We start from the raw sequence: 19,902 nt of genomic DNA on the forward strand, positions 1-19,902 counted from the left end.
GGCAGATTGCCAATCTCAGACTAACGTGAAGTAAGGGTAGCAAAGTGCCGCCCTGATTTCAGTGGTGCAGGAGGTGGTCGAGATGAAGCAGGCACTTTCTGTGGCGCCCGACACGGCGCTGATTTTATCGGGTGGTGGTGCGCGTGCGGCGTATCAAGTTGGCGTCTTGTTGGCGATCGCGCATTTATTGCCACAACATGCGATTAATCCTTTTCCGATAATTTGCGGTACGTCAGCTGGCGCAATCAATGCGGCGGCGATGGCGGCTGGCGCGGCGGAGTTTCGCAAAACGGTATTTATGTTGGCGCGGATGTGGCAAGGTTTGCATCCTGAAGACATTTACCGCGGCAGCTTGCCGTGGCTTGCTGGTGCCGCGGGGCATTGGCTGGGGGCTTTGTTACTAGGTGGATTAGGCCGTTATAACCCACGGGCTTTTTTGGATAATGAGCCACTGCGGGCGTTTTTGTCGGCGCGGATGAATTTTTCGCAAATTCAGCACAATATCGACGCGGGCGTCTTACGTGCAGTATCTATTTCTGGCTTGGGCTATACCAGCGGGCAATCGGTATCTTTTTTTCAAGCCGCGCCGGACTTGCAAGATTGGGCCAGAGCAAAGCGAATCGGTGTCCGTACCGAGCTGAATATCTCACATTTAATGGCTTCTAGCGCAATACCCTTGATTTTTCCTGCGGAACGGATTCATCGCGAATATTTTGGTGATGGCTCGGTGCGGCAAATTGCGCCCTTAAGCCCAGCAATCCATTTGGGCGCGAAGCGTGTACTGGTGATTGGGGTGGCGCCCAATTTTGAAGGCGGGCCAGCGCGGCAACGCAGCACGATTTATCCCACATTGGCCCAAGTGACTGGGCAATTAATGAATAGTGTTTTTCTGGATAGCCTTGATACCGACTTGGAACGAATGATGCGGATTAATCGCACTTTGTCTCATATCCCTGAGGCCATACGCTTGCAGTCAGGATTAGAATTGCGGCCGATTGAAGTGCTGACGATTTCGCCGTCACAACCTTTGGAGCGCCTGACTTTGGGTTTTAGTCGTGATTTTTCTTTAGGGATGCGTTTTTTATTGGGTGGCTTAGGGGCTTTTCGCCGGCAAGGCTCGGTGCTGGCGAGCTATTTATTGTTTAGTGGCAGGTACTTGCGGGAATTAATTCGGCTGGGCTATCGCGATGCAATGGCAAAAGAGTCCGAACTCAGTGTTTTTTTGGCTGCAAATTCCCAGTCAAGCAGCGTAGAATAGATTTTTTCTATCTTGCCGGAGTTCGGGCATGGCTTTATTGCGGTGGCGAGTTGGCTTTTTTGTTTTGTTCTTGGTTTGCGTTGGTATGATGGCTTTTGCGCTTTATCACCAATTCTATCAATGGCTCATGCCTTGTTTATTGTGTGTGTATGAGCGCCTGATTGTGATTGCCTTGGGCTTACTCAGTTTACTGGCCGTGCTGTGGCGGCCCAGCACACGGCGTGGCGTAATGATTTTTTCTTCGGTATATGCTTTGGTTGCGCTCTGGGGCGCAGCGATTACGGTGTGGCATTTACTGCTACAGTTTGGGCCGAAAGAAAGCGGGATTAGCTGTGCTGCCAGTTTGCCATTTCCGATCGATTTAAATGCTTTACCTGGCTGGATTTCTGCCGTCATTCGTCCGGTTGGTGATTGTTCGGTCGCGGATTTCACTTTGTTTGGGATGTCGATGCCATTTTGGTTGTTAGTTGCGTTTATTGGCTTTTTGTTGCTGTTGTCGATGTTGGCGCGGACACGATTGGTTGAAATCCGCCGTCGGGGGCTTTAAATGACGCTGACTGAACTTCGCTATATCGTTGCCGTTGCGCGCGAACGTCATTTTGGCCGCGCTGCAAATAGCTGTTTTGTATCGCAGCCAACATTATCGGTGGCGGTGAAAAAATTAGAAGAAGAGCTTGGTGTTGCCTTATTTGAGCGTGCCGCTGGCGATGTCACTGTCACACCAACTGGCTCATTAATCATTGAGCAGGCGCAGCGCGTGCTTGAAGAAGTCTCGGTGGTGAAGCAATTGGCCGAGCAGGGTAAAGATCCACTAGCTGGCACGTTGCGCCTCGGTGTGATTTACACTATTGGACCTTATTTATTACCGCATTTAATTCCTCGGCTGCGCGAACTGGCGCCGCAAATGCAATTATTGCTGGAAGAAAACTACACAGCGCGCTTGAGCGAGATGCTTAAACAAGGTGAGATCGATTTGGCGATTTTGGCTGAACCGTTTCACGAAGGCGGCATTAGCACTCAAGCCTTGTATGACGAAGATTTTGTGGTTGCAACCCCCAAAGGCCACCCGTGGGAGCAGTTAGAATCGATCGCTTCTGGACAATTGTCCGAAGAAAATGTGCTGCTATTGTCGCCTGGAAATTGCTTTCGCGATCAAGTACTGCAAACCTGTTCCGATTTGAATCGAGAAAGCATGTCGGTGGGGAGTTTGCAGCGGACTTTACAAGGATCTTCATTGACGACGATTCGGCATATGGTCGCGGGCGGAATTGGTGTAACCGTGTTACCTGCCACTTCGGTCAGCGCGGCTGATGAGCGCTTGCTGAGTGTTCTGCCATTTGCTCAGCCAGTTCCATCGCGGCGGGTGATTTTGGCATGGCGACGAAACTTTCCGCGACACGCGGCGATTGAGGCGGTACGCCAAGCGATATTGCAGTCGAATTTAGAGCCTATCCATCGTTTGCCTGCTGCGCTGGTCAGCCAATAGTTTTTTGCTAACTATTGAATGTAAATAAGTCATTGGAAATATCAATCGAGTCGTCGTATTCTTGTCTTCGTTCGCAATTAATATGGATCAGGAGTCAGCATCAGCTGGCTTTCTGATCTCAACGAAGAGGTATTTCATGGCATCACCATTCCATAATCCAGATTCTTTGACCATTCAAAACCTTGAATCGGCTTTCGCCGGTGAATCAATGGCGCATATTAAATATCGCTACTTCGCGAAGTTGTGCCGCGAAATGGGTGATGTGGCAACGGCAGAAGCGTTCGAAGCGACCGCTGATCAAGAAGTCATGCATGCATTTGGTCACCTTGATCTGTTGTTCCCTAAAGCCAAGATGACACCGGCCAAAGCCTTGCAATTTGCGATTGAGGGCGAAACGTATGAATACACTGAGATGTATCCAAAGTTCCGCCATATTGCGGTTGAAGAAGGCCAACATGCTGCGGTAAAAGAAATCGACGAACAAATCGCTGAATCAAAAGAGCACGCAGAGATGTTTAAAGCTGTGCTGGAAAAAGCCGCTAAGCGATTTGCCGCTTTGGCCAAAGTAGAAGAACGCCACGCTAATCATTATCAAGCAGCATTAGATAATTTAAATAAATGATGGGTATCTTATCCAAGCAATTTAATAATAAGGCGCTTAGCGCTATACCTAATTAGGAGTGCACAATGAAACAATGGCAATGTGTGGTATGTGGTTTTATCTATGACGAAGCAGCGGGCTTGCCCGATGAAGGCATTGCGCCGGGTACGGCATGGGCTGATATTCCAGAAGACTGGGCCTGTCCTGACTGTGGCGTGGCGAAAGCGGACTTTGATATGGTGCAGATTTAACAGCGCAAAATGTCAAAAAAGCCGGCTTGGGTCGGCTTTTTTTATGGATTGAATTAGATAGGGAAACTAGAATGTCAGCGCCAGTGATTATTATCGGTAGCGGCCTTGCGGCATACAATTTGGCGCGGGAATTTCGCAAATTAGACAAAACTAGCGCATTAATGCTGGTGTCTCGTGATCATGCCGGGTTTTATTCTAAACCGATGCTGTCTAATGCTTTGTCTGCCAACAAGAGTGCTGAGCAACTCATTATGAAAACGGCTGATAAGATGGCCGAAGAACTGAATGCAACGATTCTGCCGCATACCACCGTAGTTTCAATTGATGTCGAACATCAAGAGGTGGTGCTTGGCGATGATACGATATTGCCGTATCGCGATTTGGTTTTAGCACTGGGCGCGGATCCAATTCGCTTGCCACTGAACGGTCAGGCCGCAGCAGCGGTGTTGTCCGTGAATGATTTGGACGACTTCACACAATTTAATCGTCAATTAGATGGTGCTCGGCGAGTCGCCATTTTGGGGGCGGGTTTGATTGGTTGTGAGTTTGCGAATGACTTATTAGCGCGTGATATTACACCGATTGTGATTGATCCGGCGACTTGGCCCTTGTCGCGCTTATTACCACCAGAGGCCGGGGCGTACTTGGCACAAAAATTAAGCGACGCAGGTGTTCAGTTCCACTGGGGTGTCACCGCACACAGCGTTGAAACAGTGGATGCTGGATTGCAAGTGACGCTCAGTGACCAAAGCTCGCTCGTCGTTGATTTGGTGTTATCGGCGGTAGGCTTGCGCGCACGAACTGAGCTCGCGGCGGCGGCGGGGCTGTCGGTCAATCGTGGTGTGGTGGTGAATCAATATTTACAAACAAGCCAACCCCATGTTTATGCAGTCGGCGATTGTGCCGAGGTGCTTGGTTTGAACTTGCCATTTGTCTTCCCAATTATGCAGCAGGCAAGGGCATTGGCTGCTACGCTAGCTGGTACCGAGACTAGCGTTAAATACCCTGCAATGCCGGTGATGGTCAAAACCCCTGCTTGTCCAACGGTGGTGGCACCTCCGGCGTTAGGCGCAGTCGGTGAATGGCATGTGGAGCCTAGTGAGACAGGGATGCTGGCAAAGTTTAGCGCTGCAGATGGACGTTTATTGGGCTTTGCCTTGCTGGGATCGGCGACCGCACAGCGACAAGCTTTAACGCCCGATTTACCCGTCGTATTGGCTTAAGCCATCGCGCGGTGGCCGGCCAACTGTGCTCATGCAGACCGGTGATTAAGTGCAATTATCGTGTCGCCCCAATTAAATTGGGGCGATTTTTTTGCAAGGGATGACTTAAGCTGGTAGCTCTGTTTTGGGGAGTACGACATGCACAATCAGGCCGTGTGGCTGGGCATCAAGTAGTTCAACTGTGCCTGCGTGGCGCTCGACAATTTCTTTGACGATAGACATCCCAAGGCCGCAGCCATTGCCGGTTTGCTCGCGGCGATAGAAGCGTTCAAACACGCGAGCTTTGTCTTCGTCAGGAATGCCTAGCCCGTTGTCTTCAACATCCACGATGTAATTGTGCGCATCTTCAGTGAGGCGCACGGTGATGCTGCCATCGCGAGGAATGTATTTAATCGCGTTTTCCACCAAGTTGATAAACATTTCGCGTAATAGCGCCGAATTGCCGTGCATCATCGCCGTTGGGACAAAGCAATCGCAGCCTAAATCAATCCGCGCCGCCAATGCGCGGGGCACTAGTTCTGCGGTGAGATCACGAATGATTTTGGCTAAATCCATTTGCACTTTTGGAATGCCGGTTTGGCTGCCGGGTTCCGAGCGAGCCAGTGTTAATAATTGATTGACTAAGTGAATGCTGCGCGTGGCACTGGTGTGCACCATATTAAGCCGTTCACGCAGTCCTTCAGGTGAGCTTTCCCGCATTGCGAGTTCAGTTTGCGATTTCAAGCCTGCCAAGGGCGTGCGTAGTTGATGCGCGGCATCGGCAATAAACCGGCGTTGGCGATTGATGCTCTCTTCAGTGCCCGATAGTAAATGATTTAGTGCACTAGAAAGTCCCTGCAGTTCTCGTGGTGCATCTTGTAGTGAGAGTGGCGACAAATCTTGCGCCTTGCGAAGTTCCATTAACGATTGCAGTTGCGCTAGTGGGCGTAAGCCACGACCAATTCCCCACCAAACCAGTAAGCAGGTGATGATAATTAATAAGGCAAGCGGTAGGGCTGTCGAAATTAAAATTTGCTTGGCATATCGATTGCGCTGGTCTAAGTCAAACGCAACTTGAATTAATATCGGTTCTGCGTTGGCCGTCGTGGCGCGTAGGGCTGCGATTCTAAATTGCTTCGCGTTGAGCACGGCATCAAACAGTAATGGTTCAGCCCTGGAATTGATTTCTGCTAGGTATGGGGCTGCAGTGTTTTTAAAATCAGGGCTACCGTGTAATACGTTGCCACTTTGTTGACTAATTGCATAAAAACGATGATCCGTTTGCTGCACGACCATTGGCGCTAGGCGTTGGATGTCTGCATGATGAGTTTGGCTTAGTCTGGCTAATGACTCCGCCGTTTCGACAAGTCGCGTGTCGATTACGCGATTGGCGTAGAACAATGTCACCGTGAAAAAAAGTACTGCCCCAGCTAGGCAATAAACCAGTTGGGGCAGGAGTAACCACAGCAGCAATTGCTGCCGTAGGGAAGTCTTAGTTGTTGGCATCTGCAGGAATAATTTGTTGCTTTTCAAGTAAATAACCTAGGCCACGGATGGTACGAATGACAACGCCAGCTGGGTCTAATTTTTTACGGAGGCGGTGAACATAAACCTCAATCGCATTGAGGCCGACTTCGGCGTTTTCATTGCCCAATTCGCTGACGATTTGCTCTTTGGTCACTACACGGTCGATATTCGACATCAGAATCTCAAGGACGGTGAGCTCACGAGCTGACAAATCAAGCGGTGTATCATTGCACCACGCGCGTTGACCTGCGCGATCTAAACGCAAATTGCCGAGCTGTTGTACTGATTGCGGCAGAATTTGGCTGCGGCGCAATAGTGCACGCAAGCGAGCTTCCAGTTCAGAGAACTCGAATGGTTTGGCCAAATAGTCGTCTGCGCCGGCATCCAAACCCGCAACGCGCTCTTCCAAACCGTCTAAAGCGGTCAAAATCAAGATTGGCAGCGAGGGTTTGTGTTGGCGCACATTACGCAATACGGTCAGGCCGTCCATATTGGGTAGGCCAATGTCCAGCACGACCGCGTCGTAGTCATTGTGCAACAAAATTTGCAAAGCTAAGGCGCCATCATTGACACAGTCGCACTGGAAGTCAGCTTGTGAAAGGCTGGATTTCAGTGCATCGGCGAGAATCAGGTCGTCTTCAGCTAAGAACAGTTTCGTGGTCATTGGGTAGTTCCTCTTTTGTAAGATTAAGCTTACCGCAGAGTTTAGCGTTAATTTTGTAATTTCCCAAGCCTAATTTACAGCGCCTAAAGCCTTTGCCTTGTCAAGTGATTGATTTAATTCACTATTATTTCTGATGTCAGCTTTACCGTTTGTCAGCCAGCCTGTCAGCTCAGTTTTTATCAGTGTTTCTAATGTCGAAATCCAGCGTGGATTGTCATTGAGGCAGGGGATGAAATTGTATTTTTTGCCACCTGCGCTGACAAAATCATGCTGTCCTTCGATAGCGATTTCTTCCAATGTTTCGAGGCAATCCGCTACAAATCCAGGGCAAAACACATCGAGTTGACCGACTTGTTTTTTACCAAGCTCAGTAATCACTTGGCTGGTATAGGGCTTGAGCCATTCTGCTTTACCAAAGCGCGATTGAAACGCGACTGTATATTGCTCAGGTTTCAGTTGTAATGCTTCAGCCAATAATCGACCCGTTTTGAGTGCATGGCAGTGGTAAGGATCGCCTTTGTTGAGTGTATAGCGCGGTACGCCGTGAAAGCTTAGTAGTAAGTGATCGCCTCGGCCATTGCTTTGCCAGTGCTGACGCACTTGCTGTTCGAGTGCTGCAATATACTCAGGGTGGTCAAAAAATGGGGCAACGGTGCGAATGGCGGGTTGAAAACGCGTTTTTTGCAGTACACGGTACACTTCGTCATTAACGCTGGCACTGGTGCTGGCGGCGTATTGGGGGTAAAGCGGCACGATGATGATTTTTTGGCAGTTGGCCGCTTTGAGTTTGGCAATTTGTGATTCGATCGAGGGCTTACCGTAGCGCATCGCATAATCGACGACTAATTGTCCCGGAAAGGATTCCCCAAGCAAGCCCTTGACCAATTTGGCTTGTTTTTCAGTCCATACTTTGAGTGGGGAGCCTTCTTTGCTCCAGATGCTGGCATATTTTTCGGCGCTTTTCTTGGGGCGTACTGTCAAGATAATGCCATTTAGAATCAGCCACCAGATCGGCTTTGGAATCTCCACTACGCGAGGATCCGATAAAAACTGGCGTAAGTAAGGGCGTACGGCTGCGGCAGTTGGCGCTTCTGGCGTGCCCAGATTGACTAATAACACGCCAATTTTGGCAGGATTTTGGTGAGAAAAAGCTGGTTCAATAAAAAATCGGGCCATGATGGTGTCGGTGTTTGAGTGAGTAGGAGGGACGTGTGCCGTGTTTCAGCCTCAATCATAAATTAATTTACTGATTCTGATTTAAGGAAAGCGAGCAATCGCTTGTTTTAATTGCTGTAGCGCTTCTGTATTTTGGGCGTAGCGCGCTTCTTGATAAAGCAGGGTGATCTCCATGATTGCTGTTGATTGTGCTGGACATTGTAATTGGCAGCGCAGAGCAAATTGCAAGACCGTTTCAGAGGGCGCTTTGTGTAGCTGGTATTTGCTCATTTTGGTACAAAACCGTTGATAGAGTAAACTAGCTAGATCAACGGGTGGTGGCCGATTGCTGAGCAACAGCCATAGCGCAAAACCACCCAAGCTTAGGGCAATTCCGCCCGCTAGCCATAGAAAAAAGCGCAGAGATAAAAATTCATCAATCCCGAGTTGTTTGAGTAAATCTAGTTGGCGTTTATCGTCGTAGCCTATCACCCACTGATTCCAGTTGTTGACGAAAACATCTAGTTTTAATCGCAATGTTTTTAACCAAAAATGATCGCTACGTAACATCATGGGTAAGCCTGCCCCCTGAAAGCTGGTGCCAAGACCGCGTTCAATTCGGGTTGGCGAGATCACAAAAGTAGGGTCGACCCGCTGCCAGCCTTGTCCCGCCAGCCAAACTTCAATCCACGCATGCGCGTCGGCTTGGCGGATGATGTAGTAATTGCTGCTGGGATTGAGTAATCCTCCTTGGTAGCCGGTGACGACTCGGGCTGGAACATTCGCTGCACGCATTAAAAATGCGAAGGAACTGGAAAAATGTTCGCAGTAGCCTTGTTTGCTGGCAAATAAAAATTCGTCAATTCGGTCGCGCTGCCGCAGGAGTGGTGGGCTCAATGTATAGCTAAATCCATTCGATTTGAGCCAATCTAATCCCGCTTGAACTCGCTCGGCGGGTGGCAAATTCAGCCAAGTTGCGGCAAGGGCACGGGTTTTAGGATTGAGATTGGCTGGCAATTGTAGTGCGGCGGCGACGCCGATATCGCCTTGGGTTTGCCAACTCAGTGTAGATGTCGCTTGATAGCGCAGTCGTTGTGTAATTGGTGTGCTGCGTAATAGTTGCAATTGTTGTCCGACAATGGCATCACTGGGAGTCGTCGTCGGTAAATCTAGGGCGAGCAGCCAATTTTGTTGATGTGGCTCGAGCGTGATTTGGTAGTCTACCTTGGGGCCCTGTGCAATGATGCTAGGTACTGCGCCATAGCTATTTTTGGCAGGTAGCCAGCGTTCGCCATCAAATACATCAAACACGGGACCGCGCCAGTACAATTGATCTTGACTAGGGGTTAGGCTTTTGAATTCTGCACGAAAGGCAATACTGTCATCTTGAATGAGTTGGCTGAGACTGCCCGGGCTCATTTGTTCGCCAGAGAGGCCACTTAAGCCTATTTTTTCACTGGGCGTGGACCAAAGTGGGGCGGGTAATCTGGGGAATAAAACAAATAAGATAAGTGCAATGGGTATTGCCTCAGCAATTAGTCGAATTGATTTCTTGCTTGATATACCCAGTGATAAATTAGGATTTTCTAGTTTGAGCGCGATACTAAAAATTGCAAAAACAGCCAATAAGGCAATCGCCGCCTGCCATGGCGCTTGTCCTTGTAGAAATCCGACGCCGGTGGTGAATAGCGCTAATAAAAACATTGAATGCGCATCGCGTAAAGTTCGTGTTTCGTAGAGTTTAATGATGCTCAGCGCGACCAAGATGGCAACGCCACCTTCGCGGCCTATCAGTGTTTCATGGGCTTTAAACACCACGCCTAGGCTAATTACGGCTAAAAAAATGCTCAGCCAAGCTGGGATTTTGCTGCGAATTAACGGTGTTAAGCTGCAAAAAATAATCAGGCATATTGTCAGTACGGCAGCCAGCCAGATTGGCTGCATCAATAAATGGGGGAAGCAAACCAGCCCCATCAAAAGGCCGATTTGTTGCAATTCACGTGGGTGAAGTGTACGGCCTGTTTTTTTGATGTTCATAGGGGCTCGCTTTGACCAAACAGCGCCAGTGCTTGCAAGCATGTTGATTGGTGCTCGCTCCCCAGTGCTGGCGCAAATTCTTTATGGCCTAATTTGAGTCCATATGGACGTTGTTCATCTTCAGCGGCAATAATCCATGCGGTTAATCTGCTTAAGCGTTGTTCGGTTTGTAGCTCGTGCATTTCATCCCAGTTGAGCCAAAGGGACTTGCCCAGAGGTGATTGATATTGGCGTATCAGTAGGTTCTCACCGTGTGCGCTGTGTTTCCAAGCAATATCGTGCCGAGCATCACCGCGTTGAAATGGACGCAAGCCATAAAAATCGTCATTTCCGATGAGATTAAATTCTTTGCCATCTTGCCCATGCAAATGTTCAGGCAGTGGGGGGGCATCTTTTTCTGGCGCAGGGTAGATGAGCGTTTCTTGTTGAAGATTCAGATAAGTCCAGCAGCGGAAAAGACCGAGCGGTTGCGTAGAGTCAATCCGTAGGCGTGGCAGTTTGAGTCGACCACGTCGCCAGCTTGGTATGGCTATGGACACTATTTGATGATCTAAACCTGGCACTTGAGATACAAAGGCATCTTCGCCATTACCAGTATTGATTTCAATGCCAGCTCGAAACTGTGGTTTTAGATTGTGTAGCGTGATTGGAAAATAGGCGTCTTCTCCGGCAAAAACCGCTTGGCTCGAATTCGTGCTGAATTCTAGACCCAGTAAATTAGCGTAACTGCGTAACATGACGGCGTGTGCGACACCAATCATGAGAAAGGCGAAAAAAAAGCCAAGACTGAGTTGATAATTGAGCGATCCCACCAAGAGCGTCAGAATGGTGATCAAATAAGCCAAACCATACCAAGTCGGAAAAATATACAGCCTTTGATGCCGTATACGCTGCCGCCCTTCGCTGGGCGGGTGGCGATGGTCGATAAATCGAAGCCAGATTGGATAAAGATATTGGCCGATGAAAGACGATCTGAATGTCATCATGAAATGGAAATATCTTATGGGATGGCAATATGTTTAAGAATTTGCTTGGCTGAGTCAGGGTCACTGCGGCCACTCAGACGCAATATCAGTCGATGACCTGCCAAAGCTGGAAAAATTTGTTGTACATCATCGGGAATCACCATTTTTCGCCCATCAAGCCACGCATATGCTTTGCAGGCTTGGACTAAACCCAAGGCTGCGCGGGGCGATAATCCGCATGTGTACTGTTGGCTTTCCCGTGTTTCTGCCAATAATGCTTGAATGTAGTCAAGTAGCGCGGGGGCAACTTGAATGGATTGAATTGCGGTTTGAGCCGCAATCAGTTGTTCGGCGTTCAAAACGGGTTTGATTTGCGCCAATAATTCGCGCCGATCAATACCTTGCAATAAATCTCGCTCGGCTTTGGGATCTGGGTAGCCTAGCTGCACTCGGAGTAGAAAACGGTCTAATTGAGACTCGGGTAAAGGAAAAGTACCAATTTGCTGCTGTGGATTTTGAGTGGCAATCACAAAAAAAGGATGCGGTAAGGCACTGGTTTGTCCATCAATGGTGACTTGTTGTTCAGCCATTGCTTCGAGCAGCGCCGATTGAGTTTTGGCGGTGGCGCGATTAATTTCATCCGCAAGCAAAACTTGCGTGAAAATCGGTCCCGGATGAAAGCGAAAGCGCTCTTCACTGCGCTCGTAGACCGAAACTCCCAACAAATCCGCTGGGAGCAAGTCGCTGGTAAATTGAATTCGCGCAAATTGTAGTCCTAACACATTTGCAATCGCGTGCGCCAAAGTGGTTTTGCCAACGCCAGGTACGTCTTCAATCAGTAAGTGGCCGCGAGCGAGGATGCAGCTTAAAGCTAAACGCAAAATCGGCGCTTTGCCAAGGATGATACGGTTGAGTTGCTGTTCGGCTTCGTGCACCTGTTGCAACAGGCTGTGTTGGCCTAAATGATTCATTCTTTCCCTCTTTTGCTGTGCGGCGTAAACTGATAGTGCGTGTTTGCGAGCGTGCTGCATCTAAATGCTTTTGACTGAGAGAGGTGCTCGCTGCATTTCAAACATACGCTTAACAATAAATATTATTCGTGAGTAAGGGGCAAGTCTGTGTCAGGTTCCTGTGGTGCAACAGCATTTATTAGTCATCCGTCGTGTGTGATGCATGAAATGGGTAAGGGACATCCCGAGTGCCCTGAGCGCCTAGCTGCTATTCAGGATAGGTTGATTGCCGCAGGAGTTTGGGATTATTTGTTACATATTACCGCGCAGCCTGCTACGCGCGAACAATTATTACGTGTTCATACCGCGCAATATTTAGATCGATTAGCAGTCGCGAGTCCTGCGCAAGGTCATGTGCATATGGAACCCGATACCGCGATGAACCCCTATACCCTCAACGCAGCTTATCACGCTGCGGGAGCGGGCATCCAAGGCGTTGATCTGGTGATGCAAGGCAAAGCACAGAATGTGTTTTGTGCTATGCGCCCGCCCGGACATCATGCCGAGCGTGAAAATGCGCTAGGTTTTTGTTTTTTAAGCAATGTCGCGATTGCTGCCAAACATGCGATGGCCGTGTATGGCTTGGAGCGTGTGGCCATTATTGATTTTGATGTGCATCACGGCAATGGTACTGAAGATTGTTTATTTGATGAACCACGCGCTTTGATGGTTAGTATTTTTCAGCATCCGTTTTTTCCGTATTCGGGCGAGGTGCCAAAAGGGCCGAATATGTTGAATGTTTCAATGCCTAGAGCCAGCAAAGGGGCTGAATTTCGTGATGTAGTTACGCAACAGTGGCTGCCTGCATTGCATGAATTCAAGCCGCAATTGATTTTGATTTCTGCTGGTTTTGACGCCCATTTGGAAGACGATATGGGTTCGATGGGTTTGGTCGAGGCCGATTATGCTTGGGTCACCAAGCAAATTATGACTATTGCCGAGCAATACAGTGAACGACGCATCGTTTCAATGCTGGAGGGGGGGTACGATCTATCGGCGTTGGCGCGCAGTGTGACAGAGCACATCAAGGTGCTGTCGGATGCTTAAATCGATCTGCACTGTATTACTGCTTAGCCTAGTAATGCTTGGGTGTACTTCAACCAAAACCGCTACCAGCAAACCTGCCAAGCCAATACCCTCCTTAGCCAACATTAAAGCCGATGGCGCAGGGCGTGAAATTGTGATGTACGCCTTGGGCTTATTGGAAACTAATTATCAGTTTGGCGGCACCAATCCCGAGGCAGGTCTTGATTGCAGTGGTCTCGTTTTGCTGGTGTATAAAAACGCTTTGGGTGTGAATTTGCCACGCTCAGCCGCTGAAATCGCCTCAGTCGCACGGCCAGTCCCCAAAGAACAATTGCAAGCGGGCGATTTGGTATTTTTTAAAACGACGAGCCGTTCTTTTTCGCATGTAGGAATTTATTTGGGTGACAATAAATTTATTCATGCGCCTTCCACCAATGGCAAAGTAAGGATCGAATCTTTAGCCAACAGCTATTTTGCGCCGCGTTTTGAAGGTGGCCGCACCTTAATGGCCGATTAATTCATCGCAATTAAATACGGTTGCTGTTAGATATTAGTCATTCAGCCGACTTGATTTCGCAGTTGTGCAATAACGCTGTGGCACTCTTTATTTTGCATGGGAAACTCCCGATACGCGTTTTTTCCACACTTTGCTACATTGATTTAACGATTAATTAAGTTGAACACCATGTTGATACGCCCGATTGGCCTTGATGATAGAGACGCATTGTTGGCGCTGGCAAAAACGGCAGGCGTTGGCGTGACCACTTTGCAGCCCAATCCCGCGCGCTTAAATGAGCGAATCCAAACCAGTTTACATAGCCTAAACACCACCCCTGAATTGGCCGATGCCAGTTATTTATTTGTATTAGAAGACGATGCCACCCATGAAATTGTAGGCATTTGTGGTATCGAGGCAGCGCTCGGCATGCACGACACTTGGTATAACTATCGTGTTGGCTTATCGGTGCACGCTTCGCGTGAACTCAATATCTATAAGCAACTTCCAACGCTATTTTTAACTTCAGATCTCACCGGTTCGAGTGAGTTGTGCTCGCTGTTTTTGGCGAGCTCACATCGCAAAGATGGCAATGGCGCTTTGCTGTCAAAAAGCCGGTTTTTGTTTATGGCTGAGTTTCCTGAGCGGTTTTCAGATCGAGTCATCGCTGAAATGCGCGGCGTTTCTGATGAGGCGGGGCAATCGCCGTTTTGGGAAAGTTTAGGCCGACATTTCTTTACGATGGATTTTGCTAAAGCGGATTTTTTATCCTACGTCGGCAGTAAATCATTCATTGCTGAATTGATGCCTAAGCATCCGATTTATACCTGCTTTTTGTCAGAGGCAGCGCAAGCGGCGCTCGGCAATGTGCATCCTGCCACTGCGCCAGCACGAGCGATGCTAGAGGCGGAGGGCTTTCGTTATCAAGGTTATGTCGATATTTTTGATGCTGGCCCCAGTTTGGAATGCAGTTTGGCCGACATTCGTGCTGTGCGGCAATCAACCATCTACCAATCGCTGGCCGTGGCCGCCGAGCCCAAAAATGCCACCCCATGGTTAGTGAGTAACCGTCGCTTGGGCGATTTCCGAGTGACTTTGGCGATGACCCGTCCACTGGAAGATGCTTTGCCTTTAACGAGTGAAGTATTACAACGTCTTAATTTGGAAAATGGCGATAGTATTCGTGCCGTACCATTGTCAGCAAAAGCTTAGAGGGTAATACCTATGCAATTAATTAATGGTCAATGGCAATTGGGCCAAGGTGAAGTTTTTTCTTCGTGTAATCCAGTGACGCAGGACATTGTTTGGCAAGGCCCAGCAGCTAGCGCGGACGACGTGAGTGCGGCGGTGCAGGCTGCGCGTGCGGCATTTGCGCCTTGGCGCGACTTGGATTTATCGGAACGGATTGCGTTGGTACGCAATTTTGCCGATTTATTGAAAGCCAATCAGGCTAGTCTTGCTGATGTGATTGGTCTTGAGACTGGTAAACCGCGTTGGGAAGCGTTGACCGAAGTGACCACGATGGTGAATAAAATCGAAATTTCACTGAAAAGCTTTGATGAGCGCACTGGCACCAAAGAATCCCAGCAGGGTGATGCACACGCGGTATTGCGGCATCGTCCACACGGTGTGGTAGCGGTGTTTGGTCCGTATAATTTTCCTGGTCATTTGCCCAACGGACATATTGTTCCGGCCTTGATCGCGGGTAACTGCGTGGTGTTTAAACCGTCTGAACTGGCGCCAATGACCGCACAAAAAACCGCTGAATTGTGGATGGCGGCGGGGTTACCGCATGGCGTGCTCAATGTGCTGCAAGGTGGCCGCGAAACGGGGATCGCTTTGGCGGCGCAACCTGATTTGGATGGTTTGTATTTTACCGGCAGCGCGAATACCGGCTACGCCTTGCATCGGCAATTTGCCGGCGCGCCGCAGAAAATTTTGGCGCTTGAAATGGGCGGGAATAATCCGCTGATCGTCGAGGAAGTTGCTGAGGTCGATGCGGCCATTCATCATGTGATTCAATCGGCGTTTATTTCGGCGGGGCAGCGTTGCACTTGTGCGCGCCGCTTGTTGATTCCCAATGGTGCGTGGGGCGATGCCTTTTTGGCGCGCTTAATCAGCGTCACTGCAGCGTTAAAAGTCGGCGCGTGGGATGCTGAGCCGCAGCCCTTTATGGGCGCAGTGATTTCGGTGACGGCTGCCAATATTTTATTGGCGGCACAAGAGCGTTTACGCCAAATGGGCGCCGTGTCATTGCTGACGATGGAGCGGATTCAGTCAGGAACGGCATTGTTGTCGCCAGGAATTTTAGATGTCACAGCGGTGAACAATTTGCCTGACGAGGAGTATTTCGGCCCGCTATTGCAAGTGCTGCGCTTTGACGATTTTAAGCAAGCCTTGGCGTTGGCTAATCAAACACAGTTTGGCTTGGCAGCGGGGTTATTGTCGGATTCGCGTGAGCAATACGACATATTCTGGCGCGAAGCGCGGGCAGGCATCGTAAACTGGAATAAGCCACTGACAGGTGCCTCAAGCGCTGCACCATTTGGTGGTATTGGTGCTTCGGGCAATCATCGCGCCAGTGCTTACTATGCCGCCGATTATTGCGCCTATCCGGTGGCCTCTTTGGAAGCTGAGAAGTTGATTTTACCGTCGCAATTACCCGCAGGAATGAGCTTATGAGCAGCAATGAACGCGCTTTTGAGGCCAATTTTGATGGCTTAGTCGGGCCGACACATCATTATGGTGGCCACTCGTTTGGTAATGTCGCTTCAACGGGCAATGCAAAACAAGCGGCCAATCCGCGCCAAGCGGCTTTGCAAGGTTTGGCAAAAATGAAAGCCTTGGCCGATCTGGGTTATCAGCAAGGCGTGTTGCCGCCGCAAGAACGTCCGGCGCTGTGGTTGATGCGTGACCTAGGGTATACGGGTACGGATCAAGAAATTATTAAGTCTCTTGCCAATACCTCGCCAGGGTTTTTATCGGCGATGAGTTCGGCATCGTCGATGTGGACGGCTAATGCTGCGACGGTTAGCCCCTCGGCCGATACGCAAGATGGTCGGGTACATTTCACCGTCGCTAATTTGCAGAATAAATTTCATCGTGCGATTGAGCATCGGCAAACATTTCGTAGTTTAAAAGCTATCTTTTCAAACCCCGCTCATTTTACTGTGCATGAAGCCTTGCCGATGATGGCGGCCTTGGGTGATGAGGGGGCGGCAAATCACACTCGGTTTTGTCATGATTATGGTCAGGCGGGAGTCGAGTTCTTTGTGTACGGGCGGCAGCATTGGGGTGGGCAAGTCGAGCCGAGCAAGTATCCGGCACGGCAAACGCGGGAAGCGTGCGAAGCGGTGATTCGGCGGCATGGTCTGGCGGCAAGTCACACGGTGATGGCGCAGCAAAATCCGGCGGTGATTGATGCGGGCGTGTTTCATAACGATGTGATTGCGGTGGGTAATCAGAACGTGTTGTTTTGCCATCAGGACGCATTTTTGCGGTCAGAGCAGGTGTATGCTGAGCTGAATGAAAAAATGGCAGGGCAATTGCAGCTGATCGAAGTGGCGCGTGATTCGGTGAGTGTGGCTGATGCCGTTAAATCGTATTTGTTTAACAGCCAATTGTTGGCGAAACCGAACGGCAAGCAGCGATTGCTGGTGCCAGAGGAATGCAAAAATACCCCTGCGGTTTGGGCTTATTTGCAGTCTTTGCAAAGCAGTGGTGGGCCAATTGATGAATTATTGGTCTATGACCTCAAGCAAAGTATGCAAAATGGCGGTGGCCCTGCTTGTTTGCGGCTGCGGGTTGCGCTGACTGAGTCAGAGGCAGCACAAGTGAATGCTGGCGTTTGGATGAATGACACGCTGTATTTGCAGCTATGCAGCTGGGTTGAGCGCCATTACCGTGATCGTTTACTGGAAAGTGATTTATTTGATCCGCAACTTTTAAATGAAGTTCGGACTGCTTTGGATGAATTAACGCAAATTATGCGCTTAGGCTCGATTTATCCATTTCAATTACATGGGCGCGATGAATAAGGAGTAGTTTGGTATTTGCAGGATGGTGTGCGTGCGGTGACTGCGCCTAGTTTAAGGGCTGAGGTTATTACTTAAGCTAGCTAGCCTGCTAAAATCAAAACTGACGACTGAGATGTTTGTTGAGGAATTTGCGCATGAGTAGTTTTTTACAAGAAACCCTCGCTGGTCATACCGCGATTGCGTTGCCGTATTGTTTGCAGAGTGGCGCTAGCGTTCAAGTGATGGATGAGGGCGTAATTCGGTTTGAGCCACAAGATGGGGTTAAGCATACTTTTGATGTGGTGATTTCCTGCGGTATTCATGGTAATGAAACGGCACCGGTTGAGTTGGTTGAACAATTGATTGAGCAAATTTGTGCTGGTGCGATCAAAGTACGGGCACGGGTTTTATTTATCTTTGGTAATGTGGCGGCGTTGCGCCTAGGTCAGCGATTTGTTGAAGAAGATATGAATCGACTGTTTAGTCGCACACCGGACGTGGATGATGGAGTCGAAAAACGCCGCGCTGCGATGCTAGAAATGCATGTGATGCGTTTTTTTCAAGCCGGTGGAGAAAACCGCCCTCGGTTTCATTATGATTTACACACTGCAATTCATGGCTCTTTGATAGAAAAGTTTGCCATTTATCCCTTACCCAAAGCGAATAAGCCATTTTCAGCAACGGAAATTGCTCGTTTGTCTTTGGCTGGCGTTGATACAGTGTTATTGCAATCGACGACGTCGAGTACATTTTCTTTCTTTACGAGTCGGCAATGCGATGCTGCGTCGTTTACCGTTGAATTAGGTAGCGCGCGACCTTTTGGGCATAATCAAGGTATTGATTTGTCCAAAATGGCGGCTTATTTGCAAGGTTTGATACAAGGTGAGTTGCCGATGCCTGAGCTGGTTCCTGCTCATGTGAAGATCTTCCGTGTCTCGCGTGAAATACCGAAAAAAAGCCATGATTTCCAATTTGCGATTGATGGAAAAACTGACAACTTTACGCCATTGCCAGTCGGCATGGTGTTGGCGGTCGATCAGGGTGAGGAGTTTGTGGTGACCGAAGCGGATGCTCGGATTATTTTCCCAAATCCAGATGTGCCACCGGGGCAGCGTGCGGGTTTGATTATTGTTCCTGCACATCAATTGTCCAGCTAAAAAAGATTGCGGTAAATAAAAAGCCATTCATGTTTGAATGGCTTTTTATTTATTTCTTGGCAGTGTTTTTCGCTGGAGTTTTCGATTTCGTATTTGGTTTGTTAGGCGTTTTTGGGGCTTGTGATACGCTCTTTTTGGCAGGTGCCTTTGCCGCAGTTTTACGCGCACTTGAAGTTGTTGCCTTTGCTCCGCGGCTGGCTTTGGCGGGCTTTGCGTTTGTGTCAGCGTTGTTAATTTTGACTTGAGCACATTTCATTGCCGTTTTTTTGTTTTTACCTTTGCCAGTAATGACTTTTTTGCACTCAGTGCGAGAACTCGCGGTGGCGGTATTCACTACGCGTGACGAAGTAGAAACGCGTCTTGCTTCATTGCTCGAGTTTGCGAGCATGGCATTGACGTTCAGACCTTCTGCGCCACTATCGGCAATACGACGAGCGCCTGTAAAACGGCTAGTCCAGTAGCTTTGCCCCATGTTTGCCACTTCGACGCTGCGGCCTGCACGGGGAGAATGGATAAATCGATTGTCGCCTAGATAAATGCCTACGTGCGAAAAAGTACGGCCCAAGGTATTAAAAAAAACTAAATCGCCAGGCTTTAATTCAGTTTTGTCGATGGTTTTACCAGTTTGTGCCATTTCAACCGCAGTACGTGGCAAGGTCATATTCATCGAGTTTTGAAATACGTAGCGAATAAAACCGCTGCAATCTAAACCCGACTCAGGCGTGTTGCCGCCCCAAGTATATTTCACGCCGATTAAGCTCATTGCTGATAGTAATAAATCTTGCGCGGGGGTGTAGTCGGTGGTTTTATCAGTTGGGCGCGCAGCTGTTTTTTTTGCGCGCGTTTTTGCGGTAGTTGGGGCTGCTGCATCGCCGCTACCCAACCACGCACTGGGTGACGTATCGCCAATCGGCATGTCTTCATCCGCAAAGCTATTGGCCGCGGTGAGAGAGAAAAGTGTGGTGATAATGACAATCCATTTCATGGGCAAGAACTGTACGTATGTGGAATAGGGCTGTAAAGCATAAAATCAAGAAAATCTAAATTTAAT

19 protein-coding genes are annotated in these 19,902 nt (G+C 49.1%); 12 read left to right on the top strand and 7 right to left on the bottom strand.

The features are described 5' to 3' along the window. The first annotated feature begins 82 nt into the window (after positions 1 to 82). The 6 genes from GM173_RS01860 (at position 83) to GM173_RS01885 (ending at position 4,819) form a co-directional block, all read left to right on the top strand. A complete protein-coding gene (locus GM173_RS01860; RefSeq protein ID WP_203569623.1) occupies positions 83 to 1,258 on the top strand; it encodes a patatin-like phospholipase family protein in 1,176 nt (391 codons plus the stop codon). A gap of 28 nt (positions 1,259 to 1,286) precedes the next feature. Beyond that, the gene (locus GM173_RS01865) at positions 1,287 to 1,805 is read left to right on the top strand and encodes a disulfide bond formation protein B (protein ID WP_203569624.1); all 519 of its coding nucleotides are present in this window, start codon (positions 1,287 to 1,289) and stop codon (positions 1,803 to 1,805) included. Then, positions 1,806 to 2,744, top strand: a complete 939-nt coding sequence (locus tag GM173_RS01870) for a LysR substrate-binding domain-containing protein (RefSeq protein ID WP_203569625.1) — start codon at positions 1,806 to 1,808, stop codon at positions 2,742 to 2,744. Between the two features lie 136 nt (positions 2,745 to 2,880). Then, positions 2,881 to 3,366, top strand: coding sequence for a rubrerythrin family protein (locus GM173_RS01875; RefSeq protein WP_203569626.1), 486 nt, complete (start codon positions 2,881 to 2,883; stop codon positions 3,364 to 3,366). Positions 3,367 to 3,431: 65 nt separating this feature from the next. Beyond that, positions 3,432 to 3,596, top strand: coding sequence for a rubredoxin (locus GM173_RS01880; protein ID WP_203569627.1), 165 nt, complete (start codon positions 3,432 to 3,434; stop codon positions 3,594 to 3,596). 71 nt (positions 3,597 to 3,667) lie between these two features. Continuing rightward, positions 3,668 to 4,819, top strand: a complete 1,152-nt coding sequence (locus GM173_RS01885) for an NAD(P)/FAD-dependent oxidoreductase (protein WP_203569628.1) — start codon at positions 3,668 to 3,670, stop codon at positions 4,817 to 4,819. 105 nt (positions 4,820 to 4,924) lie between these two features. On the opposite strand, the gene GM173_RS01890 is transcribed toward GM173_RS01885, so the two are convergent. The 6 genes from GM173_RS01890 to GM173_RS01915 all read right to left on the bottom strand — a co-directional run bounded on the left by GM173_RS01890 (position 4,925) and on the right by GM173_RS01915 (position 12,117). Beyond that, positions 4,925 to 6,331, bottom strand: a complete 1,407-nt coding sequence (locus GM173_RS01890; protein WP_239078201.1) for a sensor histidine kinase — start codon at positions 6,329 to 6,331, stop codon at positions 4,925 to 4,927. Further along, positions 6,291 to 6,989, bottom strand: coding sequence for a response regulator transcription factor (locus GM173_RS01895; protein ID WP_203569629.1), 699 nt, complete (start codon positions 6,987 to 6,989; stop codon positions 6,291 to 6,293). Before GM173_RS01895 ends, GM173_RS01890 begins: the two co-directional genes overlap by 41 nt. A gap of 69 nt (positions 6,990 to 7,058) precedes the next feature. Continuing rightward, positions 7,059 to 8,165, bottom strand: a complete 1,107-nt coding sequence (gene hemH / locus GM173_RS01900; RefSeq protein WP_203569630.1) for a ferrochelatase — start codon at positions 8,163 to 8,165, stop codon at positions 7,059 to 7,061. An 81-nt stretch (positions 8,166 to 8,246) separates the two neighbouring features. Continuing rightward, positions 8,247 to 10,181 (bottom strand): transglutaminase TgpA family protein, encoded by a 1,935-nt coding sequence (locus GM173_RS01905; protein ID WP_203569631.1) that lies wholly within the window; start codon positions 10,179 to 10,181, stop codon positions 8,247 to 8,249. Beyond that, a complete protein-coding gene (locus GM173_RS01910; RefSeq protein WP_203569632.1) occupies positions 10,178 to 11,167 on the bottom strand; it encodes a DUF58 domain-containing protein in 990 nt (329 codons plus the stop codon). Before GM173_RS01910 ends, GM173_RS01905 begins: the two co-directional genes overlap by 4 nt. A 14-nt stretch (positions 11,168 to 11,181) precedes the next feature. After that, entirely contained in the window at positions 11,182 to 12,117 is a 936-nt protein-coding gene (locus tag GM173_RS01915) for an AAA family ATPase (protein ID WP_203569633.1), read from the bottom strand. 147 nt (positions 12,118 to 12,264) lie between these two features. On the opposite strand from GM173_RS01915, the gene GM173_RS01920 reads away from it, so the two are divergent. The 6 genes from GM173_RS01920 to astE all read left to right on the top strand — a co-directional run bounded on the left by GM173_RS01920 (position 12,265) and on the right by astE (position 18,851). Next, a complete protein-coding gene (locus GM173_RS01920; protein WP_308439565.1) occupies positions 12,265 to 13,203 on the top strand; it encodes a histone deacetylase family protein in 939 nt (312 codons plus the stop codon). After that, positions 13,196 to 13,699: a C40 family peptidase gene (locus GM173_RS01925; RefSeq protein ID WP_203569634.1), complete on the top strand. Its 504-nt coding sequence runs from the start codon at positions 13,196 to 13,198 to the stop codon at positions 13,697 to 13,699. The genes GM173_RS01920 and GM173_RS01925 overlap by 8 nt, the downstream gene beginning before the upstream one ends. A 168-nt stretch (positions 13,700 to 13,867) precedes the next feature. Further along, positions 13,868 to 14,890, top strand: a complete 1,023-nt coding sequence (gene astA, locus GM173_RS01930) for an arginine N-succinyltransferase (RefSeq protein WP_203569635.1) — start codon at positions 13,868 to 13,870, stop codon at positions 14,888 to 14,890. Between the two features lie 12 nt (positions 14,891 to 14,902). Beyond that, on the top strand, positions 14,903 to 16,360 hold the full coding sequence (gene astD, locus GM173_RS01935) for a succinylglutamate-semialdehyde dehydrogenase (protein WP_203569636.1): 1,458 nt from the start codon (positions 14,903 to 14,905) through the stop codon (positions 16,358 to 16,360). Next, on the top strand, positions 16,357 to 17,715 hold the full coding sequence (astB, locus tag GM173_RS01940; RefSeq protein ID WP_203569637.1) for an N-succinylarginine dihydrolase: 1,359 nt from the start codon (positions 16,357 to 16,359) through the stop codon (positions 17,713 to 17,715). Before astD ends, astB begins: the two co-directional genes overlap by 4 nt. Before the next feature lie 134 nt (positions 17,716 to 17,849). Beyond that, the gene (astE, locus tag GM173_RS01945) at positions 17,850 to 18,851 is read left to right on the top strand and encodes a succinylglutamate desuccinylase (RefSeq protein ID WP_203569638.1); all 1,002 of its coding nucleotides are present in this window, start codon (positions 17,850 to 17,852) and stop codon (positions 18,849 to 18,851) included. Positions 18,852 to 18,900: 49 nt separating this feature from the next. On the opposite strand, the gene GM173_RS01950 is transcribed toward astE, so the two are convergent. Then, positions 18,901 to 19,836, bottom strand: coding sequence for a C40 family peptidase (locus tag GM173_RS01950; RefSeq protein ID WP_239078202.1), 936 nt, complete (start codon positions 19,834 to 19,836; stop codon positions 18,901 to 18,903). Between the last annotated feature and the right edge of the window lie 66 nt (positions 19,837 to 19,902).

Origin of the sequence: Deefgea chitinilytica (assembly GCF_016881405.1) — a bacterium.
GTDB lineage: Bacteria > Pseudomonadota > Gammaproteobacteria > Burkholderiales > Chitinibacteraceae > Deefgea > Deefgea chitinilytica.

Excerpts from the sequence above, each read along its gene's own strand:
- GM173_RS01860 (WP_203569623.1), top strand. The coding sequence starts at position 83 with ATGAAGCAGGCACTTTCTGTGGCGCCCGACACGGCGCTGATTTTATCG.
- GM173_RS01865 (WP_203569624.1), top strand. The coding sequence starts at position 1,287 with ATGGCTTTATTGCGGTGGCGAGTTGGCTTTTTTGTTTTGTTCTTGGTT.
- GM173_RS01870 (WP_203569625.1), top strand. The coding sequence starts at position 1,806 with ATGACGCTGACTGAACTTCGCTATATCGTTGCCGTTGCGCGCGAACGT.
- GM173_RS01875 (WP_203569626.1), top strand. The coding sequence starts at position 2,881 with ATGGCATCACCATTCCATAATCCAGATTCTTTGACCATTCAAAACCTT.
- GM173_RS01880 (WP_203569627.1), top strand. The coding sequence starts at position 3,432 with ATGAAACAATGGCAATGTGTGGTATGTGGTTTTATCTATGACGAAGCA.
- GM173_RS01885 (WP_203569628.1), top strand. The coding sequence starts at position 3,668 with ATGTCAGCGCCAGTGATTATTATCGGTAGCGGCCTTGCGGCATACAAT.
- GM173_RS01895 (WP_203569629.1), bottom strand. The coding sequence starts at position 6,989 with ATGACCACGAAACTGTTCTTAGCTGAAGACGACCTGATTCTCGCCGAT.
- hemH (WP_203569630.1), bottom strand. The coding sequence starts at position 8,165 with ATGGCCCGATTTTTTATTGAACCAGCTTTTTCTCACCAAAATCCTGCC.
- GM173_RS01905 (WP_203569631.1), bottom strand. The coding sequence starts at position 10,181 with ATGAACATCAAAAAAACAGGCCGTACACTTCACCCACGTGAATTGCAA.
- GM173_RS01910 (WP_203569632.1), bottom strand. The coding sequence starts at position 11,167 with ATGATGACATTCAGATCGTCTTTCATCGGCCAATATCTTTATCCAATC.
- GM173_RS01915 (WP_203569633.1), bottom strand. The coding sequence starts at position 12,117 with ATGAATCATTTAGGCCAACACAGCCTGTTGCAACAGGTGCACGAAGCC.
- GM173_RS01925 (WP_203569634.1), top strand. The coding sequence starts at position 13,196 with ATGCTTAAATCGATCTGCACTGTATTACTGCTTAGCCTAGTAATGCTT.
- astA (WP_203569635.1), top strand. The coding sequence starts at position 13,868 with ATGTTGATACGCCCGATTGGCCTTGATGATAGAGACGCATTGTTGGCG.
- astD (WP_203569636.1), top strand. The coding sequence starts at position 14,903 with ATGCAATTAATTAATGGTCAATGGCAATTGGGCCAAGGTGAAGTTTTT.
- astB (WP_203569637.1), top strand. The coding sequence starts at position 16,357 with ATGAGCAGCAATGAACGCGCTTTTGAGGCCAATTTTGATGGCTTAGTC.
- astE (WP_203569638.1), top strand. The coding sequence starts at position 17,850 with ATGAGTAGTTTTTTACAAGAAACCCTCGCTGGTCATACCGCGATTGCG.
- GM173_RS01950 (WP_239078202.1), bottom strand. The coding sequence starts at position 19,836 with ATGAAATGGATTGTCATTATCACCACACTTTTCTCTCTCACCGCGGCC.